Raw genomic sequence first — 24,675 nt, forward strand, 5'->3', positions numbered from 1 at the left:
GGATATGTACAAAGTTGTATTTTTCGATGTTGACGGTACTCTTTTAAGTGAGATTGATAGAAGTATGCATGAAAGCACAAAAGAAGCGATACAAAGGTTAATAGATAAAGGAATTCATGTCGTTGTTACAACAGGGAGACCATATAGTCTATGCTCACAATTTAAAGAGCTGGGCATAAATACGTTTATTTCTGCAAATGGCGCACATATAAAGTGTGCTGATGAAGTTATACATAAATCGGTACTTTCAAGTGAAATTGTTCATGATATTTCAAATTTTGCTGAATTAAATGGTCACAGTGTTTCTTATTTTACAGAAGAATTTGTAATGAATGGTATTGCTTCAAAAGACGAACGTGTAATACGAGCATTAAATGAAACTTTAAATTTAGAGCGGTATCCTGACAAAGTTAGAAACTTGTCAGAAGAGATTTATTGTGTATGTCTGTATGCTGATGAAACAGAAGCTCAAAAATTCTTTGAAAGATATCCAGCACTTACGTTTGAACGTTTTCATGGTTACGTTATGAATGTGTTGGAAGATAATAAAGTATCGAAGCTAACTGCAATTCAAAAGGTATTGGAACATCTGAAAATTTGTAAATCAGAAGCAATTGCTTTTGGTGACGGTGGAAATGATGTTGAGATGTTACAGTATGTAGGGTTAGGGATTGCGATGGGGAATGGCGGAGAAGGGTTAAAAACAAGAGCAGATTTCGTTACAAAGAAGGCGAGTGAAGGTGGTATTTTATTTGCCTTAGAGAAGTTTCATGTCGTCTAGCATACCTTTATTGAAATAAAGGTATGTTAGGATCTTTAACGTGCTCACATAATAAAATATGAATTTGCCCGCGATGATGATAAAAATGTGCAACAATTTCAAGCAACCATTCGAATCGAGAGTAAGAAATACCCCAATAAGCAGTCATAATTTCCGCTAGTTCTTCATTGGAATAGGATAAAAAAGTTTTAGAAAGTAAATCGTACCCTTGTATCATCGTTTGTTGCATTTGAGTAATTGTTTCTGGTGTTTGTTCTATATAAAAGGTATGTAATTCTTTTTCCGTAATACCATTTAATATGAGTAAATCAGCATGGCAAATAAGGGAAAGATGTTTATACATTTCAAATAATGACCGCTTTGATTCAATCGGTTTTATTTTCAAATCACTTTCAGTATATTGGCTCAGTATTTGAATGGATGTATCAATAGCAATTTTAACTTGATTCAATGCAGATGGAACAAACATTGTAATTATTCTCGCCTCCGTATATAATAATTTCTTAAGGGTATTATATCATACTCAAAATTCCGAAAATTCTAGTAGTTTGACTAGCATAGTGAAAAGTATTATATTGTAAAAGGTCATATGAAACGTGAAATAGAATGGAATGTAATTATTGAGTTAGGAGTTAGACCAATGAGCTTGAAATATGGAAGAGATACAATTGTTGAAGTTGACTTAAATGCTGTAAAACATAATGTAAAAGAATTTAAAAAACATGTAAACGATGAAAATATTGCGATGATGGCGGCTGTAAAAGCGAATGGGTATGGTCATGGGGCAGTTGAAGTTGCGAAATCGGCTATTGAAGCAGGAATAAACCAACTTGCAGTTGCATTTATAGACGAAGCAATTGAATTAAGAGAAGCTGGAATCACTGTACCTATTTTGATTTTAGGATATACACCAGTAACAGCTGTAGAAGATGTAATTCAATATGACGTTATGATGACTGTTTATAGAGTAGAAGATTTACATGGTATAGATGAAGTTGCAAACCAACTTCAAAAGAAAGTGCGAATTCATGTGAAAATTGATACAGGAATGAGCCGTATTGGTTTACAGGAAGAAGAAGTTAAAACGTTTTTTGAAGAGTTAACACGTATGCGATATGTAGAAGTAGTAGGGATGTTTACACATTACTCTACCGCTGATGAAATAGATAAAACTTATACAAATATGCAAACAAGTTTATTTGAGAAAGCTGTAAATACAGCGGAAGAACTAGGAATTCATTTTCCATATATTCATAGTTCAAACAGTGCAGGATCAATGGAACTTAGTAACACATTTCAAAATATGGTTCGTGTCGGTATTGGAATCTATGGAATGTATCCTTCGAAAGAAGTTGATCATACTGTTGTAGCGTTAAAACCAGCGTTGTCATTAAAATCAAAAGTAGCTCATGTTAAACATGCGAAGAAAAATCGTGGTGTTAGTTATGGAAATACGTATGTAACAACGGGCGAAGAATGGATTGCAACTGTACCGATTGGTTATGCTGATGGGTATAATCGTCAGCTATCTAATAAAGGGCATGCGCTAATAAACGGAGTACGAGTACCTGTTGTTGGTCGGGTTTGTATGGATCAGCTTATGCTAGATGTTACAAATGCAATGCCAGTACAAGTAGGAGACGAAGTTGTATTCTACGGCAAACAAGGTGAAGAAGAAATTGCGGTGGAAGAAATAGCAGATATGTTAGGTACAATTAACTATGAAGTTACATGTATGTTAGACAGAAGAATTCCACGTGTTTATAAAGAAAACGATGAAACGACTGCGGTTGTAAATATATTAAGAAAAAACTGAATCGATATGATTCAGTTTTTTTATTTTTGACAAATGAAAAATGTTCTATTTATACCGTGTAGTTGTATATTGTTACATCCTACAGATTTTAAAGAGGTAATAATTTCGTCTCTAAAATAACATGCTTCCTCGATAGAAAAGTCACTCCTATTCCAACAATCCATAATAATCATACTTTGTCATAATTTCAAAACCACATTGTGTATATAGTTTTAAAGCATTGTTATTTTTCGTTTCGACGTCTAATTCAATTGTTGAAACTCCTTCTGTAATAAGTGTATGTACCATATAACTAAGAATATCTTTACCATACCCTTTACCTTGATAAGAAGGATGAACTGCGAATCCTGATAGTGTAGTAGATTGCTCTTGCTCAGTAACGGTAATTGTTCCAATTGCTTTTTCATTAATAAGAGCAGTGTAAACTTGATGAGAAGGTGAAGTCATCATCTTTTGTAGCCATGTGGACGTATTTGCTGCCGAATCTCCAAAAGCTTCACTAGCGATTTCTATAAGATCAGGAAGTAATTCAGAAGATGCAACGGTAAGATTAATATTATTTTTTATTGTTTTTTGTGCTTCGTTTGTTTTGAACTCCATACCGTACTCACTATATAAATAAGGCAAGTTCATTTGTTTTGCAAATGATTTCCCTGAAATAGAGTCACCATTAATTATAAGAAGGGCTTCATCCGCTTCTCTTTTTTGTATTTCTTTCATTGCGGTTAGTAAAAGTGTAGTGCCTATATGTTGTTTCCTATAGTTCGGATGAACAAACCCTATTAACTCCAGTTTTGTCGGTCTTTCAAAGTCATACATACTTAAAGTACCGATTAATTGAGTAGCATCATAAAATAGAAAATCATTTACCACTTCTTTATTACGAGCAGTTAAAAAATTTACATGTAAATCTGACGAGTAATCAATTTGATCGTGTTGGCCGCAAATATGGGCTAAATCTTTCATTTGCTGAATTTCGTTTGCTGTTAAAGATTTCTTTTTTTCAATATTCATTTCATAATCCCTCGCAATCGTTTTTAAAAATAGGATGGGTGACGTAACCACTTTTCTAACTCCACACTACCTTGAACAGATAATAAGCGATATAAATATCGATAAGGTTGTCTACATTCTTCAAGATGAGGAATGGGCATAATGGTCTCATAACCTTGTTTAAAAGCACGAGCCTCTTTTTCTGTAAGTACATATTCTAATCCGATAAAATCGAACTCTCGTGGAGCAATTGCATAGGCTTCTGTATCTACTAAACCAGTTATAGATGTACCATCTGATAAAAATTGAGTAGGGTCCATATCAATTAAAACGAGTGTAGATTCCTTCGGTGCCGGCAAAGGAGAGAGCTGTGACTCAAAAGTATGAAATGCGTTATGGATGCACTCGTTATCGGAATAAAATATATTTACAAGGTTTTGGCTTACTTTTAAAATATGAGACTTAAATTCTTCAAGTGGAACTTGGAAAGTACTAGAAGGGTTTCCTGTGAAATTAGCTTTAAATGAATGAATCTCTGCTAGTCCTTTTCCAAGGCTGAATAACATAGAATCAGGTTGTCCGATAAATGATTGCAGTGTACTTCCGGTTAGTTTTTCGGCGATAACATACTCTCTTCCATCTAAAACATGTTTTTGTAAAATAGTCGGAATGGGTAAGGTGGTACATTTTTTCAATAAAGTGTGTATCGTTTCTAATTGATGTACGTTTCTGGGGTCAATTCCAAATAGATTTTTGCATCCCCACCAAAAATCATTATTTGGCTCTTCCTTCATTTTAGAAGAACGAACGATCACTTCTGAATCTTCTGTTTGAACAAGAAAAACGTCACTTGCATGATCTTCGTAGCCTGGGTGCAATGCCTGAACAGAAAGAATGGGTGAGGTGAATAGTTGTTGTAACATAAAAGAGCCCCTTTTTCTGTGAATTCTATAAATTTATTATATAACAGAATATGTACCACGTGGATAATGATAGGGGATAATATAGAACATAAATAAATTTATAGTGAAAAATCAGCATGGAAATTATATTTTTCTAGTTTTGTATGAATTATCAAAAAATACTTTCGAATGAAAAACGTGTAAAAATGTTCGAATGTAAAGTTCGTATCATACAAGAGATGAAGAGTAAAGGAGAATTAAACATTGATTTATAAGATTGTGCACTCGTAATAGTGCAGGCTATAGAAAATATTTCTCAATAATAAAATGAAGAGAAAGATATGAAGAAGTAGAATAGATTCCTTTATAATATAATTAATAATTAACATTATTAATTATATTATGTTAGATAGAAAGGAGAGAATGTTATGGCGAACGTACTCGTAATAAATTTTCCTGGAGAAGGCCATATTAATCCGACGCTAGCAGTTGTTAGTGAGCTAATTCGACGTGGGGAAACAGTTGTGTCATATTGTATTGAAGATTACAGAAAAAAGGTTGAAGCAACAGGTGCTGAATTTCGAGCATTTGAAAATTTTCTCTCTCAAATTAATATTATGGAACGAGTAAATGAAGGTGGTAGTCCTTTAACGATGTTATCTCATATGATAAAAGCATCAGAACGTATTGTTACTCAAATTGTAGAAGAAACAAAAGAAGAAAAGTACGATTTTTTGATATATGATAATCATTTTCCAGTAGGACGTATTATAGCGAATATCTTACAATTACCAAGCGTTTCTTCTTGTACGACTTTCGCTTTTAATCAGTACATTACTTTTAATGATGAGCAAGAATCGAGACAAATAGATGAAACTGATCCACTATACCAATCTTGTGTAGTGGGAATGGAAAAATGGAAAGAGCAGTATGGAATGAAGTGTAATAGTCTGTATGATATTATGAATCATCCTGGCGATATTACGATTGTATACACTTCCAAAGAATATCAGCCACATTCGGATGTATTTGATGAATCTTATAAATTTGTTGGTCCATCAATTGCTACTCGAAAAGAAGTGGGCAGTTTTCCTATTGAAGATTTAAAAGATGAAAAAGTGATTTTCATTTCTATGGGAACAGTTTTTAATGAACAACCTGCCCTGTATGAAAAATGTTTTGAAGCGTTTAAAGATGTAGAAGCGACAGTCGTATTAGTTGTTGGTAAGAAGATAAATATAAGTCAATTTGAAAACATTCCGAATAACTTTAAGTTGTATAATTATGTGCCGCAATTAGAAGTATTACAGCATGCTGACGTATTCGTGACGCATGGGGGTATGAATAGTTCGAGTGAAGCGTTATATTACGGTGTCCCGTTAGTTGTAATTCCGGTAACAGGAGATCAGCCTTTAGTTGCGAAAAGAGTGACTGAAGTAGGGGCTGGAATAAGGATTAATCGTAAAGAATTAACTTCTGAATTGTTACGTGAGACTGTAAAGAAAGTAATGGATGATGTAACGTTTAAGGAAAATAGTCGTAAAGTTGGAGAGTCGCTTCGAAATGCCGGTGGGTATGAGAGGGCAGTTGATGAAATATTTAAAATGAAAATGAATTCATACTTAAAGCTTAAATAAAGTGAAACTTTAATCAGTATGATTTTTGTTCATACTGATTATTAGCTTGCACGAATCGGGCGTTTATGGGCAGCCTGATTCCCACTTAACTTCTTTGTTCCAGCCGAGTTTTGAAGTGGGAATCTTATTGCCTGCTAATAGCGGGATAAACGTTTGAAACACACTTACTGTAATATGTAAGTGTGTTTCTTCTGTTAGGATTTAAATAAATTACATAAACATCACCGTAGAGGTGAAACTTTTGTGTATATAGGCCGATTTCTTTGTATTTACAGAAAAATTACGTTAAAATAATACTAAGAAAATATATATGTTTTGGGGGTAATGAATGAAAAAAGTATTCGAATACGTATTATTAACAATTGGATCTATTATTGTAGCTGGTTCACTAGAGCTTATTTTAGCACCTAATGGACTAGTGGACGGAGGGGTAACTGCGATTGCTATTATGGCAAATAAAGTTGCAGGATTACCGCTTTACGGAGTGTTTTTAGGACTTAATATTCCTATTTTATTATTTACTGCAAAAGTAATGGGAAAGAAGTTCTTCATCCGTACTTCTTATGCAAATGTTGTTACAACACTCGGATTGATTTATTTAAAACCATTTCCAGCAATTACGACTTCGGAATTATTAATTGTACTTTACGGAGGAGTTCTATTTGGAGTTGGTGTTGGAATCGTTGTAAAAATGGGCGGAGCAATCGATGGATCAGAAATGTTAGCTGTTTGGATGAACAAGCATTTTAAAGTGCCAATTAGTACATTTTTACTTGCTGTAAATGCAGTTATTTTTGTATTTGTTGCTATTTTATTTTCAATTGAGCAAGCGATGTTCTCATTAGCAATTTTCTATATTGTTACGAAAATGATAGATTTCATATTAGATGGTATTAATCAAGGAAAGAGCGTCATGATTATTTCGAATAAAAATAAAGAAATTGGCGAACTGCTTATGAAAGAATTACAACTGTCTGTTACGTATCTACATGGAGAAGGTGGTTTTTTAGGAGAGCACCAGAGAATTATTTATTGTATTACAAACCGTTTTATTTATCCGAAAATGAAAGATCTCGTTCTCTCTGTAGATCCAAGTGCTATAATTGAAGCTTCTTATTCAACAGAAACAACTGGTGTAAAGCGTCCAGGAAGGACAGCGAGATCAGGGCAAGTATCAGAAAAATAGTGTGTAAAATAACTCCACATAAGTATAACTTATGTGGAGTTATTTTTAATTAGGGAACCAGGTTTCTTTCAGTAATTTGACTACAATTTCGATACTATCTTCAGGAATGCTACCGAAACCGATTAGTACATATGAAGCTTCTCTTAAATTATGTACAGAATCATATGTAGAGAGTGGGTATAATTTGATTCGTTGTTTTGCAGCAGCATGAATAAGTTCTTGTTCGTTCATCCCATTATGAACATGAAGTACGATATGCAGTCCAGACTGTTCACCAAGTATTTGAACACGAGATCCGATTTCATTTTTGATAGATTTAACTAGTAATGTGTGCTTTCTTTTATATAACGTACGACTACGGTTTAAATGGCGATCCCAATCACCATTGTGAATAAAGGTTGCAAAAGCGAGTTGCTGTATTGTGGAAACAGTTTGTTTAAACTTACCTTCAAGCTCTTTATAGATTTTTAATAGATGAGTTGGTAAAACGATATATCCCATTCGTAAAGAAGGTAAAAAGGATTTCGAGAAAGTTCCCATATAAATAACACGTTCATTTGAATCTAGTCCTTGTAAAGAGGGAATAGGTTTTCCTACATAACGAAATTCCCCGTCGTAATCATCTTCAATAATATATCCTTCGCAATCATTGGCCCACCTTAATAATTCGAGCCTTCTAGATAATGGCATAATCATTCCAAGAGGAAATTGGTGTGATGGAGTGACGTATGCTACATTGGAACGTGATTCACGTAAAGCTGAAATACGAATCCCTTTTTCGTCTAATGAAATAGGGTGAACAGGAAGACCAGAACTTTGAATCATGGCAGTTATACGGTGAAATCCAGGGTTTTCGATTCCGTATTCTTTTTTTGAACCAAGCAGTTGAAGTAGCAACCAAAGAAGAGGTTGCGTACCGGCTCCAATAATAATTTGATCAGGTGAAGAATGTACCCCGCGGGCATGATATAAATATTTTGAAATATGCTCTCGTAGAACAAACTCGCCTTGAGGATCTTCTTTAGAAAATAATTTATCTTCGTATTGGAATAAGGTTTCGTGTAATGCTCTTTTCCAATTTGTAATTGGAAAAGCTTTTTGATCAATAAGTCCTTGGCTACAATCATAGTCATATAGTTCTTCTATCGTGTTTTTAGTTTTGTGTGACGCAACGCTTTCACTTTTTGGCATGATATCAATATCAACCTCTGCAACAAAAATACCTCGTTTTGGTTTGCTTTCCACATATCCTTCAGCAATTAATTGTTGATAAGCGGATTCGACAGTAATACGGCTAATATTCAGTTGTGATGCCAAATTTCGATGAGAAGGAAGACGTGTGCCAACAGAGATTGTTCCCTGTGAGATTTCTTGCTTTATATATTTGTAAATTTGTAAGTAAATTGGTGTTTTACTTTCTGGATGCAATGGAATAGTGAAATTCATTTTACACATTCTCCTTTAAATACTGGCCTTATAAAAAAGAATAAAACTGTCACTTAAGTAAGGGGCAGTTGCTTCCTATAATAATGATATAACATTTAGAAAATTTTATAAATAGTAAGGAGAGAATCATAATGAATATTAGAGAAGTAGTAACAGAAGCTGATTTACATGATGTATTCCCCGTATTACAGCAATTACGAACGAAACTTTCAAGAGAAGAAGCAAGTTCTTTATTTCAAAAAATGAAAGACGAAAATTATAAACTACTCTCGTTACAAAATGAAGATGACGAAGTTGTTAGTCTAGCTGGTGTAGCAATTTGTACGAATTTTTATAATGAGGAACATGTTTTCGTATATGATCTTGTAACTGCGAAAGCTCATAGATCAAAAGGATATGGTAAGGTTCTGCTATCATATGTAGAAAAATGGGGGGAAGAAAAAGGGTGCAGTTCTATCGTTCTTACATCAGCGTTTCCAAGAGTTGATGCCCATCGTTTTTATGAAAGAGAAGGCTATGATAAGGTAAGCTATTCTTTTTATAAAGAGTTATAATACTAAGTAGGTTCTATGTGTGATAACATATGGAACCTACTTTTAATTTAGAATTGAAGGATGAAGAGGGTTAATTGCTTATTTTGTCGAATAGTTTCTTTACAATTGAGACGATAATATTGAATTTAAAGAAGGTTAGGGGAGTTTATACTTGGAAAAAATTCAGAAACTATTAATCCCAAAAGGTGTAAGAGTTATCGTAATATCTGATATTCATGGTGAATTAAATCTTTTAAAGAAATTATTACATAAAGTTAACTTTAAAGATGATGATTATTTAATTATAAATGGCGACCTTTGTGAGAAGGGGAGCGATAGCATTGGCGTCGTAAACTACGTCATGGATTTAGTAGTTAGCAAGCCAAATGTTTATGTTGTTGAAGGGAATTGTGAAGTTGTAGTTGAAGCGCTTGTAAATGAAAATCCTGCGCTAATAAATTATTTGTGTACGCGAAAAAATACAATTTTTAATGAATGGTTAAGGCAATCGAACGTTACCGTTAATGAAAAAAGTGATATTCGTGAAGTGAAAAACATATTGATGAGCCATTTTTCAAAAGAAATAAAGTGGCTAACAGAGCTGCCAACTGCTATTGAAACTGAGGATTATATCTTTGTACATGCAGGGCTTGAAGATAGAGAGGATTGGAAACATACAGACAGGAAAAATGCAATTGCAATGCCAGAGTTTTTTAATAAGTCACATAGAGCGAATAAATACGTAATTGTGGGACATTGGCCTGTTGTGAATTATTCCGACGAGGCGCCGTCTAACAATCCGGTTATTGATAAGGAGAAAAAAATTATTGCGATTGATGGTGGTAATGCGATTAAAGAAGCAGGGCAATTAAATGCATTTATTATTCAGAGGACAACTTCAGGTGATACGTTTTCTTATACATATGTAGATCATTTTCCGCAGTATGAAGTATTGGGCGATTTTAATGCGAATTCAGTAATGCAGGGCGGGGTTACATATCCGCATTATTACATAGAACCTGTGGAGAGAATGAAAGATTTTACTATATGTAAACAAATAGAAACAAATGAACTACTTCATGTGAAAAATGAGTATATAAAGCAACTTGAATCAGGTGAGTATACAGTGAAAACGGATATTTCTTGTGCTCAAATAGGCGTTAGAAAAGGGGATATTGTTTCTCTCATTGATGGTAGCTGCATGGGATATGATTTAATAAAAAAAGATGGTGTAGAAGGCTGGATAGAGAAAGGGATTCTACTTGAGATAGAAAAGAAGGGAAATAAAATATTTAGCTAAAATAGGAGGGATATGACCTTCTATTTTTTATTAACTATGTTACGAGTTCGTACTTCATCTAAATTTTTCCGAAGTTCCGTTTCTAAATTAAACTTGAAAAAATTAGCGAACTAACATAAATAATTCGTATCTTATAACAAAAGTATACAATATAATAAAGGGTTTTTGTTTTGATTTTTCAGAAAAAACATTATAATTATATATGAAATAAAGAGAGATGTAGGAGGAAATTATGCAAAACGTTATATTAAAGGGGAACAAAGTTACAATTCGTACAATTGAAGAATCAGATATAAAAACATTATGGAGCCTCAGATTTAAAGAAGAAAATCCAGAATGGAAGAAATGGGATGCACCATACTTTCCAATATCAGTGCAAGAATACACGCCATATAAAGAAAATTCACAAAAACGTTTAAAAGAAGAACCGCTATCGAATTTAATTGTCGAAAATGACGGTCAAATCATTGGGACAGTAGGTTTTTATTGGGAACATAAACCGACGCGTTGGTTAGAAATGGGAATCGTAATTTATGATCCAGCATACTGGAATGGTGGATATGGTACAGAAGCATTAAAACTATATAGAGATTTGTTATTTGAAAATATGGAGATTGGTAGAGTAGGGCTCACAACTTGGTCTGGCAATGAACGAATGATGAAAGTAGCAGAGAAAATAGGAATGAGCTTAGAAGGTAGAATGCGAAAATGCCGATATTATAACGGGACATACTATGATTCTATTCGAATGGGAATGATTCGTGAAGAATGGGAAGAGCTTTGTGTAACGAAGGGGTGAGGAAGCGTGTACGCTATTATTGCTACATTTGATAGAGTGTTTACTTATAAAATTAGAGAATTGCAAAGTGAATTAACGAATATAATTGAAACAAATGAACTAGCCGGAGTAGAACCGCATATAACATTGGCTGATTATAATGAGTTAGATGTTAATTTATATACGGAGAAATTAAAGGAGTTTGTAGCTTTTCAAGAGAACATTGCTGCTGTAACTTTTCCTTCTGTTGGAACTTTTCCTACTAACGGAACGATTTTTCTAGCACCGACCATTACCAATGAATTATTAAGATTTCATCATTCTTATCATGATTATTTCAAAACTTTTCATGATAATCCAAAGTCTTATTACGTACCAGGGAGCTGGGTCCCACATTGCACAATTGCAAATCAGTTAGATGTAAATCAGTTTTTAGGTGCAATAGAGTATTTATATGAAAAGTTTGAAATAACAAGAGCTTCAATTGAGAAGTTAAAATTAATTAAGGTAAATTATGAAAATGGTTCTGCCATTTCTTCTAGTATATTAGCAGAATATAATTTAAAGAGGATGGAGACAGCGAGATGACATATGTAATTAGAGAAATGAAGCAAGAAGATATTAATGCTGTACAAAACGTAGCAAAAATAGCTTGGCATGATACTTACGAAGAAATTATTCCAAGAGAGATTCAAGATAGTTTTTTAGATGAAGCATATTCTGATGAAAAAATGAAATATCGTCTTAAAAATACACATTTGTTCGTTGCAGAAGAAGAGGGAGAAGTAATTGGATTTGCGAATTTTTCACCTGTTAGACTGCAAAATGAAGCAGAATTAGGTGCGATTTATTTGTTACCAGATCAGCAAGGGAAAGGGATAGGAAGTGCTTTATTACAAAAAGGGATTAAGGCATTGAAAGGAATACGGAAACTGTACATACATGTAGAAGCAGCAAATGAAAAAGGAAAACGCTTTTATGAAGCGAAAGGTTTTGCGGCTTTAGAACAATTTGAAGAAGATTTCGAAGGGCATATGCTGCAAACCGTGAGGATGGTTTTATACATATAAGGGGGATCAGAAATGAAAATATTTGATTTCAGTGAAAAAGTAGGGAAGCACATATCAGCATTTCAATCTAACCTTATAATGTCAAAAATATTAAATCATCAAGGGAATATACATATCGGTGCCATGCATTTACAAGAGAATGGAATCATCGGATATCATGAAGCAGTTGTATCTCAACTGCTTCTTATTGTACAAGGGGAAGGATTTGTATGTAGTGCAGATAAAGAAAAAGTGCAGGTAGAAGCTGGACAAGCTGTATTTTGGGTGAAGGGCGAGTTCCATGAAACAAGTACGGAAAAAGGATTGATTGCAATTGTAATTGAGTCAGACGGTCTTGAAAATGGTATTTCAATGATGATTAGAGGGCAGGAGGGGGAAAGGAATGATTACAAAAGCGAATGAGAAAGAAACGGAAAAAATATTACATTATGCAGCTCGATCACTTTTCGAAGGAACGAGAGGGAATTGTCAACTAAGTAAGGAAAAAGCGATTGAAATCACAAAGCCTTTAGTAGAAAAAGGAGCATATTATTTAGTTATAAGAGAAGAAAATAATATAGTTGGATGGATATTGATAGGAGAAAATACAGACTATTTTTCTCGTGAAAAACTTGGATTTATTTATGAGTTGTATGTTTTTTCGGAGTATCGCGGGAGAGGATTATCACGAAAACTAATGAAAGCTGGGATCAAGGAACTACAAGAAAAGTATTCAGAAATTCGCTTGAATGTATTTGCAGGGAACTTTGCGAAAGAGATGTACGAAGATTTTGGCTTCGTTGAAAGACAAGTAATCATGACATTGAAGTGAGAAAACGATTTTAAGTGGGCGAAGAAACAAGAAAAAGAAAATGAGTATGTAATTTGTAAAGGTTATATTCTGAATTTTGGGTAAAAAAAGTTTTATTTTTATTATTAAATAGAGGTAGAAACACTTAGCAGTCCTTTTTAAAAAAACAATAAATTTATATTATATAATATGATGTTATTATGTTAAAAGAGAAATTTTGGAAAAAAATCATTTTTTTATTTAGAAATTTTTAAATTATTGATATAATCAATTTGTAGAATTGATTTTGGGTTAATTTTACTATTTTTAAATTTTAAGGGGGATTTAATAATGGCAGGACAAATTCGTATGTCACCAGAGGAGCTTAAATCAAAAGCGACTCGATATGGACAAGGTGCAAATCAAATTGAGGACATTTTACGTCAGTTACAAAACTTACAAAATGAATTAAGAGGAGAATGGGAAGGTCGTGCTTTCGAAGGTTTTGATCAACAGTTCAATCAATTAAAACCAAAAGTACAAAACTTCGCAGAGCTATTACAAGAAATTAATATGCAGCTTAATAAGACTGCAGAGGCTGTTGCTAGACACGACGAAGATCTTTCTCGTAATTTCGGTCTACAATAAAAACGGGCAAAAGAAATATATAATTTAGCCATGCAACTTTCGTTGTATGGCTAAATTGCTTTAAAACTAGAGTAAGATAAGGAGTCCTTAACTTAATAGACTCGCAGCCGCAGGAGTGATAAGTAGTGAAAAAGTTTAAGTGGAGCATCTTGTTGTTTATTATTTTAGCTCTTGTGCTATCAACAGGAGTCTCCTATTTAGCATTAAATCAAAATGTTAAGAAAGCTAATGAGAATAGCACGCCAAAAATGACAGTTGCATTAGTAAATGAAGATCAAGGAACTGTATTTGAAGGGAATAAAATAGCGTTTGGAGATCAATTTGTTAAAAATGTAAATAAAAATACGAAACAAGAATGGTACGTAGTTAGTCGCGGAGTAGCAGAAAATGGTTTGAAAAATAATAATTACAATATGATGATTGTAATACCTAATGATTTTTCTAGGAAGGCCGTTGCGATTGATTCAGAACTGCCGGAAAAATTAACGTTAAACTACAAAGTAAACGCGACTGGGAATAAAGATTTGAAAGCTGAAGCTGAAAATACAGCTTCTATGATTTTGGAGGACTTTAATAAACAAATAATTGATGTTTATTTTGCAAGTATTATCGGAAAATTGCAAGGCGCACAAGATAATATAGGTAAAATAATTGAAAAAGGAAACACTCAAACAACTATGTACAAAAAAGATGTACATAGTCCGTTGGCAAATTATACAAATCAATTTAAAACGGTACAAGACTATACAGGAATTTCTGTTAATAGTTTTAAAGGATTTCAGGATGTCTTAAAAGGGTTTGGTCAAACATTAGATGAAGGAAATAAATCTAATAATACTTATTTGGAAGGTTTTAATAACTTCCAAAAAATACAATCTGATAATAATCTGTTAGCGAATAATTTTACGAATCAATTTAATCAATACATGAGTGATATGAATACAGGCGATGTTTTAAAGCAGTTAAGTGCATTGGAATCCGCTAATAAAGTTATTACAAATCAATTTATGCTTTCAGAGAAAGAACCAAATATTTTAGCTGATGCTTCAGCAATTCAAAAATATTTAACAGATGTAAAAAAACAAGTGTCAGAATATGATACAGAACTTGCAGGAAAGTTAGAAAGTGATATTCAAGAGACGATAATTAAAAAGTTAAAGCAATCTATGTCGAACGATGGAAAGCAAGAAGTATTTATAAATACGTTAATGAAACAACCAGATATTCGAATAAAGCAACAAATCGAGAATTTAATCACAAAATTACCTAGTTTAAATATGGAAGAAATAGTTCAAAGTGATTTGCCAGATGAAACGAAATTACAACTGAAAAATGTAATTCAATTTACAAATAAATATAATAAAGAAAATAACTTTAATTATGATCCTGTAAATAAAATCTCTTTAGGAAATTCAATTAAAGAAGTAAAGAATAGTCTTTCTAAGGATGGAATTACATTTAGTGATACAGCGAAAGTAATCAAAATGGAATCACCTCAAACTATGAACATAAGTATTCCAAGTGGCTTTGAACTATACGGAAGTACAGGATCTTTGTATATTGATGATGTGGATCATACAAGTGAATTTCTTCAAAACGGAGCAGTTACAATACCTGCTCGTAATGAAGGGGATTTAAAAATTAACCTTCATGTGAAGTTAATAGATCCAAGCATCAATATAGATGTTTTCTCTCCAGTAACATGGGAATGGAGATTAAATGGAAATTACGAAAAAGAAACTAGTTCTGGAAAAGAAGAGCCTAAAAAAGAGGATGAAGGAACACAATCCAAAAATAGCAAGGTGGAAAATGTAGTTAATAAAACGCAGTATGGAATAATGCCGCTAGTACACACTGCTAAAAAACCTATTATTCAAAAAACGGAACAGGATAACAATGGTAACAGAGGGACCCCTGAAGGCGGAACGGGAACAGATCCAGGAGGAAACCCAGGAGGCGGAACGGGAACAGATCCAGGAGGGAACCCAGGAGGCGGAACGGGAACAGATCCAGGAGGAAATCCAGGAGGCGGAACGGGAACAGATCCAGGAGGAGATCCAGGAGGCGGAACGGGAACAGATCCAGGAGGAAATCCAGGAGGCGGAACGGGAACAGATCCAGGAGGAAACCCAGGAGGCGGAACGGGAACAGATCCAGGAGGAAACCCAGGAGGCGGAACGGGAACAGATCCAGGAGGAAACCCAGGAGGCGGAACGGGAACAGATCCAGGAGGAAACCCAGGAGGCGGAACGGGAACAGATCCAGGAGGAAACCCAGGAGGCGGAACAGGGACAGATCCAGGAGGAAACCAAAACCAAGGTGGCAACTCAAAAGTTATTGAACGAACGACGAATCAAGTTGTACATCAAAAAACAGAAAAATTAACAACTAATACATCTAATGTACTAATTAAAGAAGCGGTAGATACAGTTCAAAGTTATCAAGGTTTACTTAGCCTGTATCAAATGTATTATGGGATTGATTTAAGAACGAAAGATGTAAGTCCTAAATTAGAAGAGGGAAGTTTAGATGCAATTGCGACTGATCATTCTCTGTACTATTTATTAAACAAACAAAGCTTAGTTGATTTAATTTCAAATCTTGTTTCATCTAATATTACTGCAGAAGTAAAGCAGGATATGACAGGGTTAAAACAAAAAATAGACTCCTACCAACAACTTGTTTCTAGTGCGGATCAAAATTCAATGCTACTAGCGGAAAAGTTAAATGAAACATCGCAGCAAGCGAATAGTATGAATCAAAATTTAGGGGAATATTTAAAAGGTTTAGCTAAGTGGCGTGAGAGTAGTTTAAAGCTAGTTGAGGAACAGCAAGTATTAACAACGAATAATGCTGGTGAGCAAACGGCTACATTATCGTTAGACTCTGGTATTAAATCGCTAATGCTACAAAGTCAATCTTTAGTTGAAAGTTCAAAGCATAGTTTAGCGACGTCAGATGATGTATACAAAACGTTCGACCAAATTAATGGACAAGCGAAGGAAATTCAAGATAGCGGAACAACCATTGTGTCAAAAGCAGATTCGTTATTAACTGATTTCACAAAGAAAATGGACGATGATAAATCATTCTCCAAAAACTTTACTAAAATTTTGGCTAATAGCCGAATTGGTGATCGCCAAAATGAAATGTTATATCAATTTTTATCTAGTCCAGTTCAGAAACAAAATGATGGAGTCATTGTAGCTGGTAATGCTTTTACACCATATTTAATTGTATTAACTTGTTTTATTGTTGCGTTATTTACAGCATACGCAATTGCGAATCAAGAAAAGAAACGAACGCAATCAGATCATTTTGAAGAGAAATTCTCATTAATTGATATGAATGTACCAACTACAGTAGTGGCATTCGGTATATCAATTGTGGAAGGAATTAGTATAGGTATCATTTCTGGACGTCTTTTACAGTTCGGTCAAGATCAAAGTTTATTATGGATTGCGTTTATCACAATCATTATGATGGCGTTTGTATTGGTCTCAACATACTTATTACGACAAATAAAAATGGTAGGGATGTTTATTCTATTAGTATTTTTAAGTATGTACCTATTTTTAACTGAAGCAGTTGGAAGTAAAGTAGATCAAATGTCGTCTGTTGGAAAGGTACGTCAGTTCTCACCACTTCAGTATATAGAAAGTTTTCTAAATGATTTTATTAGCGGTAAAGATACTGGAAAAGTTATTTTCATCGTGTTGTTTGTAATTGCCATTATCGGATTAGTTAGTAATCTATTTGTATGGCATAAGAAATGGGAGGAAAAAGAAGTAAATGATCAAACAATGGAGCATAGTGGCTAAGTTATCATTTCTCTCTATCCTTTTACTGTTTGTCGCGCTACCGATAAGGAGCGCGGCTGACAGTTATCTTGGTGATGATGGGAAGATTAAGTTTAAAGTGGATCGACTTGAAGAAAGCGACCAAGAAAAAAATAAAAAGGAGCATAAGGAAACGGAATTAGATAAAGCATCGATTGAGTTATTTAATAAAGAAATAGAAGAAGAAATTCAGAAAAAGAAAAAGAAAGAACAAAAAGATATGGAAGCTTTACGAGATTCTCTTTTTATAAAACAAAAAGAAATAAATAGTGTTAAAGATACGAAAAATAGTTTGTTTAGTAGTGAATACGTTGTCAGAAAAAGTGCAAATGAAGTAGCGAGTAATGAAACAATGAATGAAAAGCCAATTAGTACAACAATAATAATATTATTTGGTGGTGGCATTGTACTTATTTGCATCGGTATTTATACAGTTCTTCGCAAAAGTTGGAGGTAAAGTAATGGCAATACAAACACATATTAATGTAACGGTAGATTTTAGTAAATGGAATGGAAATACATACGATTTACGTATTCCGAATCATCAATCTATTAAATATTTGTTGAAAAATTTATTAGATACGCTAAAGATTGATAATCATGAAGGTTCACATTTTGTAATTAAAGTAAAGAATAAGTCAATTGTTTTAACAGATAATGATCGTTTAATCGATCACCAAATAACAGATGGAGATATTTTACAAGTTTTGTAAAGAATATTTTTACTTTTAGTTATTTGAAAATAAGTTATTACGGGTTATAAAGAAAAGGAGAAGAGGATAAAAATGACGGAAAAAACAATTCAAATTGATGCAATGAACTATCAATTTCAAATAGAAAAGGAAAATTGGAAATTGGAGATGACAAAATCTCAAACACGTATAAAAGATTTCCGTCAATTTGATGTAATTACGGGCGCATCATCTGAATTTGTACCATTAACGATAGAGGAAACGGATGATATGTTTACCTTTATATTTCAAGTGGATAAAAAATTATATAAGTGGGATGATCTTAGCCGTTTTGGAAGAAATGAGAAATTAAGACTGCTTCGAAATGTTGCGCAGTTTCGTAAATATTTAAATAAACGAATCACGTTCTTTTTACATCCGGACAATATAGTTTTTAATGCTAATTTAATGCCAAGTATTATACATAGAGGAATTCGAGATATTGTTCCACCAACCCCGTTGTTAGAAGAGCAATTTTTAACACAATATAAGTGTCTAATTATCGCTTTATTCTCCCAAAAGCACAATTTTGATGATTTGTATGCTGGGTTACTAAAAGATGCAAAAGAAACAACATTTGAACAGACGGTTGCTCAAATGGAAAGCTTAGATGCATTACTGCAATTTCTTGATGACAGCTTTGAGAAGGAACAAACAAAAACAGAAAAAAATATGCAGTTAGTACCTAAAAAAAGCTATAAATCATTTAAATACTTAGCTTTTTCCTTCATAGCGGCGACTGTGATTTTAGCTGCTCCTTTAATATATTTCACTTTTATAAAATTTCCTTATCAAAATAAATTATTAGAAGCAAATGCGAATTTCATAGCAACTGATTATGACAAAGTAATTACTCAATTAAATGAAGAGGAATTTGAATCATTACCGATTGCATCTAAATATGAGTTAGCATTTGCATACATTACAGCTGAAAAACTAGGTGAAGATCAAAAGAAATCAATTATGAAAAATATTAGTTTGAAAAGTGATGAAAAGTATTTGCTGTATTGGATGTATAACGGAAATGGTAATTTTGATAAATCATTGGATTTAGCTAAGACTCTTGATGATCCGGAGCTTATTATATACGGCCTTGTTAAACAAATTGAATCGCTGAAAAATAATCCGGATTTGTCAGGAGAAGAGCGTGATCAAAAGTTAAAAACATATGAGCAACAATTAGATGAATATAAAAAGAAATATGGTAAGTCATCAAGCGATAAAGATTTGTCGAACACAGAGAAAAAAGAATAAGAAAGCACCTGATGAGACAGTTGAAAAGGAGCAGTGAACGCGCATGGAGCAACTATTAGTATTGACTTATGGAGACAGAATATATAAGAGCACATTACATCCAAAAGAGCAATCAATAGTGTCGATTGGAAAAGAGTGGACAAATGATATTACGAATCCAAGTTTAGAGAAAGAAATAGAGTTAAACTGGAATAATGAAGTAAACGCTTGGATGGTAGAAAGTCAATTAATAGAATTCAACAAAGAATTTGAAATTGGAAAAAATCAAGGCGTGAGCTTAAAAGTCTTTATATCTATTATTGGCACAACTAAAGTGTTTGATATAGGAACGAAACATTCTCTTACAATCAGTCAAAATAGTTATGATGATATCGCTATTACAGGGAGTAGCGTAGATTTAATACTGTCTCGTGAAACGTTGTATGATTCTTTTAAAGTGAACGTATATGACGGGGCTGTATTTCATAATTATACGAAGCTAAATGATAGCGTTATGTTAGAAGCAGGAGACCAATTATATTTTGATGGTGTTTTGATGGAGATTGGCAGTGAAGATATTCAAGTATTGTCCTCAGAAGACAACGTGAAATCTACATTACCTATTTTAGTAGAATCAGAAACGAATTATCAAAGTGGTTATCCAGACTATCATCGTTCACCACGTATTATTTATCGTGAACCAGAAGAGAAAATGACAGTTGCGAAACCTTCAAGTATGCCGTCAAAACCGACTGAGCATTTGGCGAGAATCATTGCACCATCTCTTGTCATGATTGTCGTAACAGTATTACTTGCTATCTTTATGAAATATGGAATGTTTATTATCGCATCGATTGCGATGACATTAGTAACAATTATTGTTTCTGTCACATCTTATATAAAAAATTTAAAGCAATATAAAATTGACATTGTTGAACGTGATAAAAGTTATAGAGAGTATATAAAACAAAAAACGAAAGATTTACATGCAGAAAGTGAAAAGCAGCGTCATGCATTAGAATTTCATAATCCAAATGTTGAAGTAATACGTAATATGGCTGTGCAAGTAAATCCACGTATATATGAAAAAACAATGCTACATCATGATTTCTTAACATTTAGCGTTGGGACAGGACAAGCTAATACGAGTTTTGAAATCCAATTTAATGAAGAAGAATTTAGTCAAACGAAAGATGAATTAATTGATATAGCACGTGAACTAAGACAGCGTTATCTTTCTTTGGAAGATGTACCTGTTGTAACAGACTTGATAAATGGACCGGTTGGCTATATTGGACAACGCTCTTTAGTGTTAGAACAATTACAATTATTAGTTGTGCAAACCGCGTTATTCCATAGTTATTATGACTTGCAGTTTATTACTATTTTTCCTGAAGAAGAAAAAGAAAAATGGGATTGGATGCGCTGGCTACCTCATGGAAGTGTTCGAGATATAAATGTACGTGGATTTGTATACCATGATCGTAGTCGTGATCAAGTGTTAAATAGTTTGTATCAAATATTGAAAGAACGAAAATTAAAACTAGATGAAAAAAGTTCAACTAATGAAAAAATGTACTTTGCACCGCACTATGTCGTTCTCATTACAGATGAAAAACTAATACTAGACCATGTTGTTATGGAATTCTTTAATGATGATCCGAGTCAATTAGGTGTATCACTTGTATTTGTACAAGATGTTATGCAAAGTTTACCGGAGCACGTGAAAACGGTAATTGATATAAGAGATGCAAAACAAGGGAACATCATCTTAGAACAAGGAGAGCTTGTTAACCGTCAATTTAAACTAAATCACGTACCGAAAGGGTTCAATTTAGAAGATGTTTCACGAGCATTAGCACCGTTAAATCATTTGCAAAACTTAAAAAATAGTATCCCAGAAAGTGTAACATTTTTAGAAATGTACGGTGTTGAGAAAGTAAAAGAACTGAATATCACAAGTCGCTGGGAGAAAAATGCAGCGCATAAATCTTTAGCTGTACCACTTGGATTACGTGGTAAAGAAGATATCGTAAACTTAAACTTACACGAAAAAGCACACGGACCACACGGGTTAATAGCAGGTACAACAGGTTCAGGTAAGTCGGAAATTATACAATCGTATATTTTATCTCTAGCAGTCAATTTCCATCCTTACGAAGTAGCCTTTCTACTAATTGACTATAAAGGCGGCGGTATGGCGAATTTATTCAAAAACTTACCGCATTTATTAGGAACAATTACGAACTTAGATGGAGCACAAAGTATGAGAGCGCTCGCATCAATTAAAGCTGAATTACAAAAAAGACAACGATTATTTGGGGAAAATGATGTAAACCATATTAATCAGTATCAAAAATTGTATAAAGAAGGCTTAGTAAGTGAACCGATGCCACATCTATTTTTAATTAGTGATGAATTCGCGGAACTGAAGTCAGAACAACCAGAATTTATGAAAGAGTTAGTTTCAACAGCGCGTATCGGTCGTTCACTCGGAATCCATTTAATATTAGCTACGCAAAAACCGAGTGGTGTTGTAGATGATCAAATTTGGAGTAACTCGAAATTCAAACTAGCATTAAAAGTTCAAAATACGTCAGATAGTAATGAAATTTTAAAAACACCAGATGCTGCTGAAATTACATTACCAGGACGTGCGTACTTACAAGTTGGGAATAATGAAATTTATGAACTATTCCAATCAGCTTGGAGCGGAGCAGACTATGTAGAAAACAAAGAGGATAAAGAACATTTAGACGCAACAATCTATGCAATAAATGATCTAGGACAATATGAAATATTAAGTGAAGACTTAAGTGGACTTGGTAGCAGTAAAGAAGTAATAAGCGTACCATCTGAACTGGATGCTGTTATTGACTATATTCACGATTACGCAGAAATAAATGAAATTGAAGCGTTAGCTAGACCGTGGTTACCACCACTTCCAGAAAGCGTATATTTACAAGACTTACACGCTATTCAGTTCAAAGAAGCATGGACGAAAGAAAAGAAACCATTAAAAGCAACAGTTGGTCTACTAGATCAGCCTGAATTACAATCACAAACACCATTAACACTAGATATTAGTAAAGACGGACACGTAGCAGTCTTCTCAAGTCCAGGTTACGGAAAATCAACATTCTTACAATCAGTCATTATGGATGTAGCTCGTCAGCATAGTCCGGAGCATTTGCATGTGTATTTATTAGACTTCGGAACAAACGGTTTAATGCCATTAAAATCTTTACCACATGTGGCAGACATCATTACATTAGACCAAGTTGAAAAATGCGAGAAATTTCTTCGCCGCATAGAAGACCTATTAAAAGATAGAAAGCAATTGCTAAGTAAATATGGCGTTGCGAGTCTTGAAATGTATGAGAGAGCTAGTAAAGAAGTATTACCAACAATATTAATTACGTTAGATAACTATGATTCTGTTAGAGAAGCTGGATTTGTCGAAGACTTTGAACGCATTGTTGCACAAATTGTACGTGAAGGGGCAGCGGTAGGAATTCATTTAATGCTTACGGCTACGCGTCAAAATGCATTGAGAGTACAAGTAAATACAAATATTAAACTACAAATTGCTCTATATATGATATATGAGGCAGAATCTAGGGCTATTGTAGGAAGAACGGATTTAAAAATTGAAGAATTAGCAGGCCGTGGTTTAGTTAAAATTGACGAACCAACAATCTTCCAAACAGCTTTACCGACAGATGGAGAAGATGTCCTTACTCGAATTGAAAATATACAAGCTGAAGGAAAAGAGATGGATTCCTTCTGGGATGGAGAAAGACCGAAAGCAATTCCTATGGTTCCTGAAGTTCTGGAATACAAAGAATTCATTGCATGGCCAGAAACAAGAAAAATTATTGAAGCAGGCAAACTAACATTTGGTGTAGAAACAGAAAGCGTTACGCCTCTCGAAATAGATTTAACTGAAGCAGCTAATATTGTTATAGGTGGTATTAAGAAAGATGAAGTTGAAAATGTAGTTCATCAATTCCTTAAACAATTGGCTGAAAGTGGACACTTTGACCTAGGTTTAATTGATACAAGAACACGTAATTTCTCAAACTACAGAGAGAGTGCTGCTTTATATGTAGCTGAAAAAACAGGAATTGAGAAAACAATTAAACAAGTTACAAATGCTTATAAGTCGAGAGAAGCGGCGTTTAAAGAGGAGCAGGAAGCATCAAGTGAAACAGTGAACCCAGCTGAATTTATTAAGAAATTTAAGCCGATTGTAATCGTAATTGCAGATGTAAATGATATTTTAAGTAATTTAGAAGATAGCGATATATATAGTTTGGCGGAATTAATAACAAATGGTGCATTTATGGGCATCCACTTCGTAATTGGCTGTGATGTTGATTCAATTGACAGTCGATACGACTTAGTTTCAAAAACAATAAAAACGCAATCTCATGTTATTTTACTTAGAAAATCATCAGGCCAAATGGTCTTCGATGTATCTAATAAAGATTTAAGTAGTACAAAATTAAATCCATTTGAAGGGTATTTTGTTGAAAATCGTTTTGCTACTAGAATTAAAGTGCCAACTATTTAAGGGGGAATTTGCATGGGGGTAGAGGAATTAAATAGTCAAAAATCTGGTTTATTAAGTAGTATAAGTCATCAACAAGGGCAATTGGCTGAATTACAAATGAAACTACGAAGGCTAATAACTGCTAAAGGGAAATTTGTAAATAATCTTGAAGCAATTAAACAAAATCAAGAGCAGTTTAAGTCTTTAGAAATAAACGAGAGTAGTTGGAAAGGGCAAAGAGCAACTACTTTTAAAGAAACTTATGAACAACAAGTTATTTCAAATTTAGGGAAGTTTATTGGAGAACTAGGGAGAGTGCAAGAAGACATCGATCAAGCCATACGGAGGCTTGAAAGAGAAATCGCTGCATGTGAGTCTAGTATTCTTTCATTAAGTCGAAGTGTTTCAATGGTTGACGCTAGTATTCAAGTCGAAGTACAGAAGGCGGGGAAATGATA

At 33.7% G+C, this 24,675-nt stretch carries 22 protein-coding genes and 1 pseudogene; 18 read left to right on the forward strand and 5 right to left on the reverse strand.

Going from position 1 to position 24,675, the window contains the following annotated elements; genetic code table 11:
* Positions 1–4: 4 nt before the first annotated feature.
* Positions 5–781 (forward strand): Cof-type HAD-IIB family hydrolase, encoded by a 777-nt coding sequence (locus KPL75_RS24290; RefSeq protein WP_219918098.1) that lies wholly within the window; start codon positions 5–7, stop codon positions 779–781.
* Positions 782–788: 7 nt separating this feature from the next.
* Here KPL75_RS24290 and KPL75_RS24295 read toward each other — a convergent pair whose 3' ends face one another.
* Positions 789–1,250, reverse strand: a complete 462-nt coding sequence (locus tag KPL75_RS24295; RefSeq protein WP_219918099.1) for a DinB family protein — start codon at positions 1,248–1,250, stop codon at positions 789–791.
* Positions 1,251–1,421: 171 nt separating this feature from the next.
* Here KPL75_RS24295 and alr point away from each other — a divergent pair, with 171 nt between their 5' ends.
* Entirely contained in the window at positions 1,422–2,597 is a 1,176-nt protein-coding gene (gene alr, locus KPL75_RS24300) for an alanine racemase (protein ID WP_219918100.1), read from the forward strand.
* 20 nt (positions 2,598–2,617) lie between these two features.
* On the opposite strand, the pseudogene KPL75_RS27880 reads toward alr, so the two are convergent.
* From KPL75_RS27880 to KPL75_RS24310, 3 genes and pseudogenes are all read right to left on the reverse strand, one after another.
* Positions 2,618–2,752 (reverse strand): annotated as a pseudogene (locus KPL75_RS27880) (class I SAM-dependent methyltransferase); the annotation flags it as partial.
* Entirely contained in the window at positions 2,745–3,611 is an 867-nt protein-coding gene (locus tag KPL75_RS24305; RefSeq protein ID WP_219918101.1) for a GNAT family N-acetyltransferase, read from the reverse strand. The gene KPL75_RS24305 and the pseudogene KPL75_RS27880, both read right to left, overlap by 8 nt.
* 23 nt (positions 3,612–3,634) lie before the next feature.
* Entirely contained in the window at positions 3,635–4,513 is an 879-nt protein-coding gene (locus KPL75_RS24310) for a phosphotransferase (RefSeq protein ID WP_219918102.1), read from the reverse strand.
* A 407-nt stretch (positions 4,514–4,920) separates the two neighbouring features.
* On the opposite strand from KPL75_RS24310, the gene KPL75_RS24315 reads away from it, so the two are divergent.
* The gene (locus tag KPL75_RS24315) at positions 4,921–6,129 is read left to right on the forward strand and encodes a macrolide family glycosyltransferase (protein WP_219918103.1); all 1,209 of its coding nucleotides are present in this window, start codon (positions 4,921–4,923) and stop codon (positions 6,127–6,129) included.
* A gap of 328 nt (positions 6,130–6,457) precedes the next feature.
* Positions 6,458–7,315 carry a YitT family protein gene (locus KPL75_RS24320; protein ID WP_002148483.1) on the forward strand — a complete coding sequence of 286 codons (858 nt, stop codon included), beginning with the start codon at positions 6,458–6,460 and terminating at the stop codon, positions 7,313–7,315.
* 45 nt (positions 7,316–7,360) lie between these two features.
* On the opposite strand, the gene KPL75_RS24325 is transcribed toward KPL75_RS24320, so the two are convergent.
* Positions 7,361–8,761, reverse strand: a complete 1,401-nt coding sequence (locus KPL75_RS24325; protein ID WP_219918104.1) for a MocR-like pyridoxine biosynthesis transcription factor PdxR — start codon at positions 8,759–8,761, stop codon at positions 7,361–7,363.
* A gap of 131 nt (positions 8,762–8,892) precedes the next feature.
* Between KPL75_RS24325 and KPL75_RS24330 the strand changes: the two genes are divergently transcribed.
* The 14 genes from KPL75_RS24330 to KPL75_RS24395 all read left to right on the forward strand — a co-directional run bounded on the left by KPL75_RS24330 (position 8,893) and on the right by KPL75_RS24395 (position 24,673).
* The gene (locus tag KPL75_RS24330; RefSeq protein ID WP_219918105.1) at positions 8,893–9,315 is read left to right on the forward strand and encodes a GNAT family N-acetyltransferase; all 423 of its coding nucleotides are present in this window, start codon (positions 8,893–8,895) and stop codon (positions 9,313–9,315) included.
* 151 nt (positions 9,316–9,466) lie between these two features.
* Positions 9,467–10,594 (forward strand): metallophosphoesterase, encoded by a 1,128-nt coding sequence (locus KPL75_RS24335; protein WP_219918106.1) that lies wholly within the window; start codon positions 9,467–9,469, stop codon positions 10,592–10,594.
* 232 nt (positions 10,595–10,826) lie between these two features.
* A complete protein-coding gene (locus KPL75_RS24340) occupies positions 10,827–11,393 on the forward strand; it encodes a GNAT family N-acetyltransferase (protein ID WP_219918107.1) in 567 nt (188 codons plus the stop codon).
* Positions 11,394–11,399: 6 nt separating this feature from the next.
* The gene (locus tag KPL75_RS24345) at positions 11,400–11,960 is read left to right on the forward strand and encodes a 2'-5' RNA ligase family protein (protein ID WP_219918108.1); all 561 of its coding nucleotides are present in this window, start codon (positions 11,400–11,402) and stop codon (positions 11,958–11,960) included.
* Positions 11,957–12,442 (forward strand): GNAT family N-acetyltransferase, encoded by a 486-nt coding sequence (locus KPL75_RS24350; protein ID WP_219918109.1) that lies wholly within the window; start codon positions 11,957–11,959, stop codon positions 12,440–12,442. Before KPL75_RS24345 ends, KPL75_RS24350 begins: the two co-directional genes overlap by 4 nt.
* Positions 12,443–12,454: 12 nt before the next feature.
* Positions 12,455–12,844 (forward strand): cupin, encoded by a 390-nt coding sequence (locus tag KPL75_RS24355; RefSeq protein ID WP_219918110.1) that lies wholly within the window; start codon positions 12,455–12,457, stop codon positions 12,842–12,844.
* Positions 12,825–13,253: a GNAT family N-acetyltransferase gene (locus tag KPL75_RS24360; RefSeq protein WP_219918111.1), complete on the forward strand. Its 429-nt coding sequence runs from the start codon at positions 12,825–12,827 to the stop codon at positions 13,251–13,253. The genes KPL75_RS24355 and KPL75_RS24360 overlap by 20 nt, the downstream gene beginning before the upstream one ends.
* A 309-nt stretch (positions 13,254–13,562) precedes the next feature.
* Positions 13,563–13,859: a WXG100 family type VII secretion target gene (locus tag KPL75_RS24365; protein WP_000918598.1), complete on the forward strand. Its 297-nt coding sequence runs from the start codon at positions 13,563–13,565 to the stop codon at positions 13,857–13,859.
* 125 nt (positions 13,860–13,984) lie between these two features.
* A complete protein-coding gene (gene esaA / locus KPL75_RS24370) occupies positions 13,985–17,680 on the forward strand; it encodes a type VII secretion protein EsaA (protein WP_219918112.1) in 3,696 nt (1,231 codons plus the stop codon).
* A complete protein-coding gene (essA, locus tag KPL75_RS24375) occupies positions 17,652–18,155 on the forward strand; it encodes a type VII secretion protein EssA (RefSeq protein ID WP_002165921.1) in 504 nt (167 codons plus the stop codon). The genes esaA and essA overlap by 29 nt, the downstream gene beginning before the upstream one ends.
* 4 nt (positions 18,156–18,159) lie before the next feature.
* Positions 18,160–18,411 carry an EsaB/YukD family protein gene (locus KPL75_RS24380; RefSeq protein ID WP_001007571.1) on the forward strand — a complete coding sequence of 84 codons (252 nt, stop codon included), beginning with the start codon at positions 18,160–18,162 and terminating at the stop codon, positions 18,409–18,411.
* Between the two features lie 72 nt (positions 18,412–18,483).
* A complete protein-coding gene (essB, locus tag KPL75_RS24385; RefSeq protein WP_002065052.1) occupies positions 18,484–19,683 on the forward strand; it encodes a type VII secretion protein EssB in 1,200 nt (399 codons plus the stop codon).
* Positions 19,684–19,726: 43 nt separating this feature from the next.
* Positions 19,727–24,238: a type VII secretion protein EssC gene (gene essC, locus KPL75_RS24390; RefSeq protein WP_219918113.1), complete on the forward strand. Its 4,512-nt coding sequence runs from the start codon at positions 19,727–19,729 to the stop codon at positions 24,236–24,238.
* A gap of 12 nt (positions 24,239–24,250) precedes the next feature.
* Positions 24,251–24,673 (forward strand): YwqH-like family protein, encoded by a 423-nt coding sequence (locus KPL75_RS24395; RefSeq protein ID WP_219918114.1) that lies wholly within the window; start codon positions 24,251–24,253, stop codon positions 24,671–24,673.
* Positions 24,674–24,675: the final 2 nt, after the last annotated feature.

It is taken from the genome of Bacillus sp. NP247 (genome assembly GCF_018966865.1).
Taxonomy (GTDB): domain Bacteria; phylum Bacillota; class Bacilli; order Bacillales; family Bacillaceae_G; genus Bacillus_A.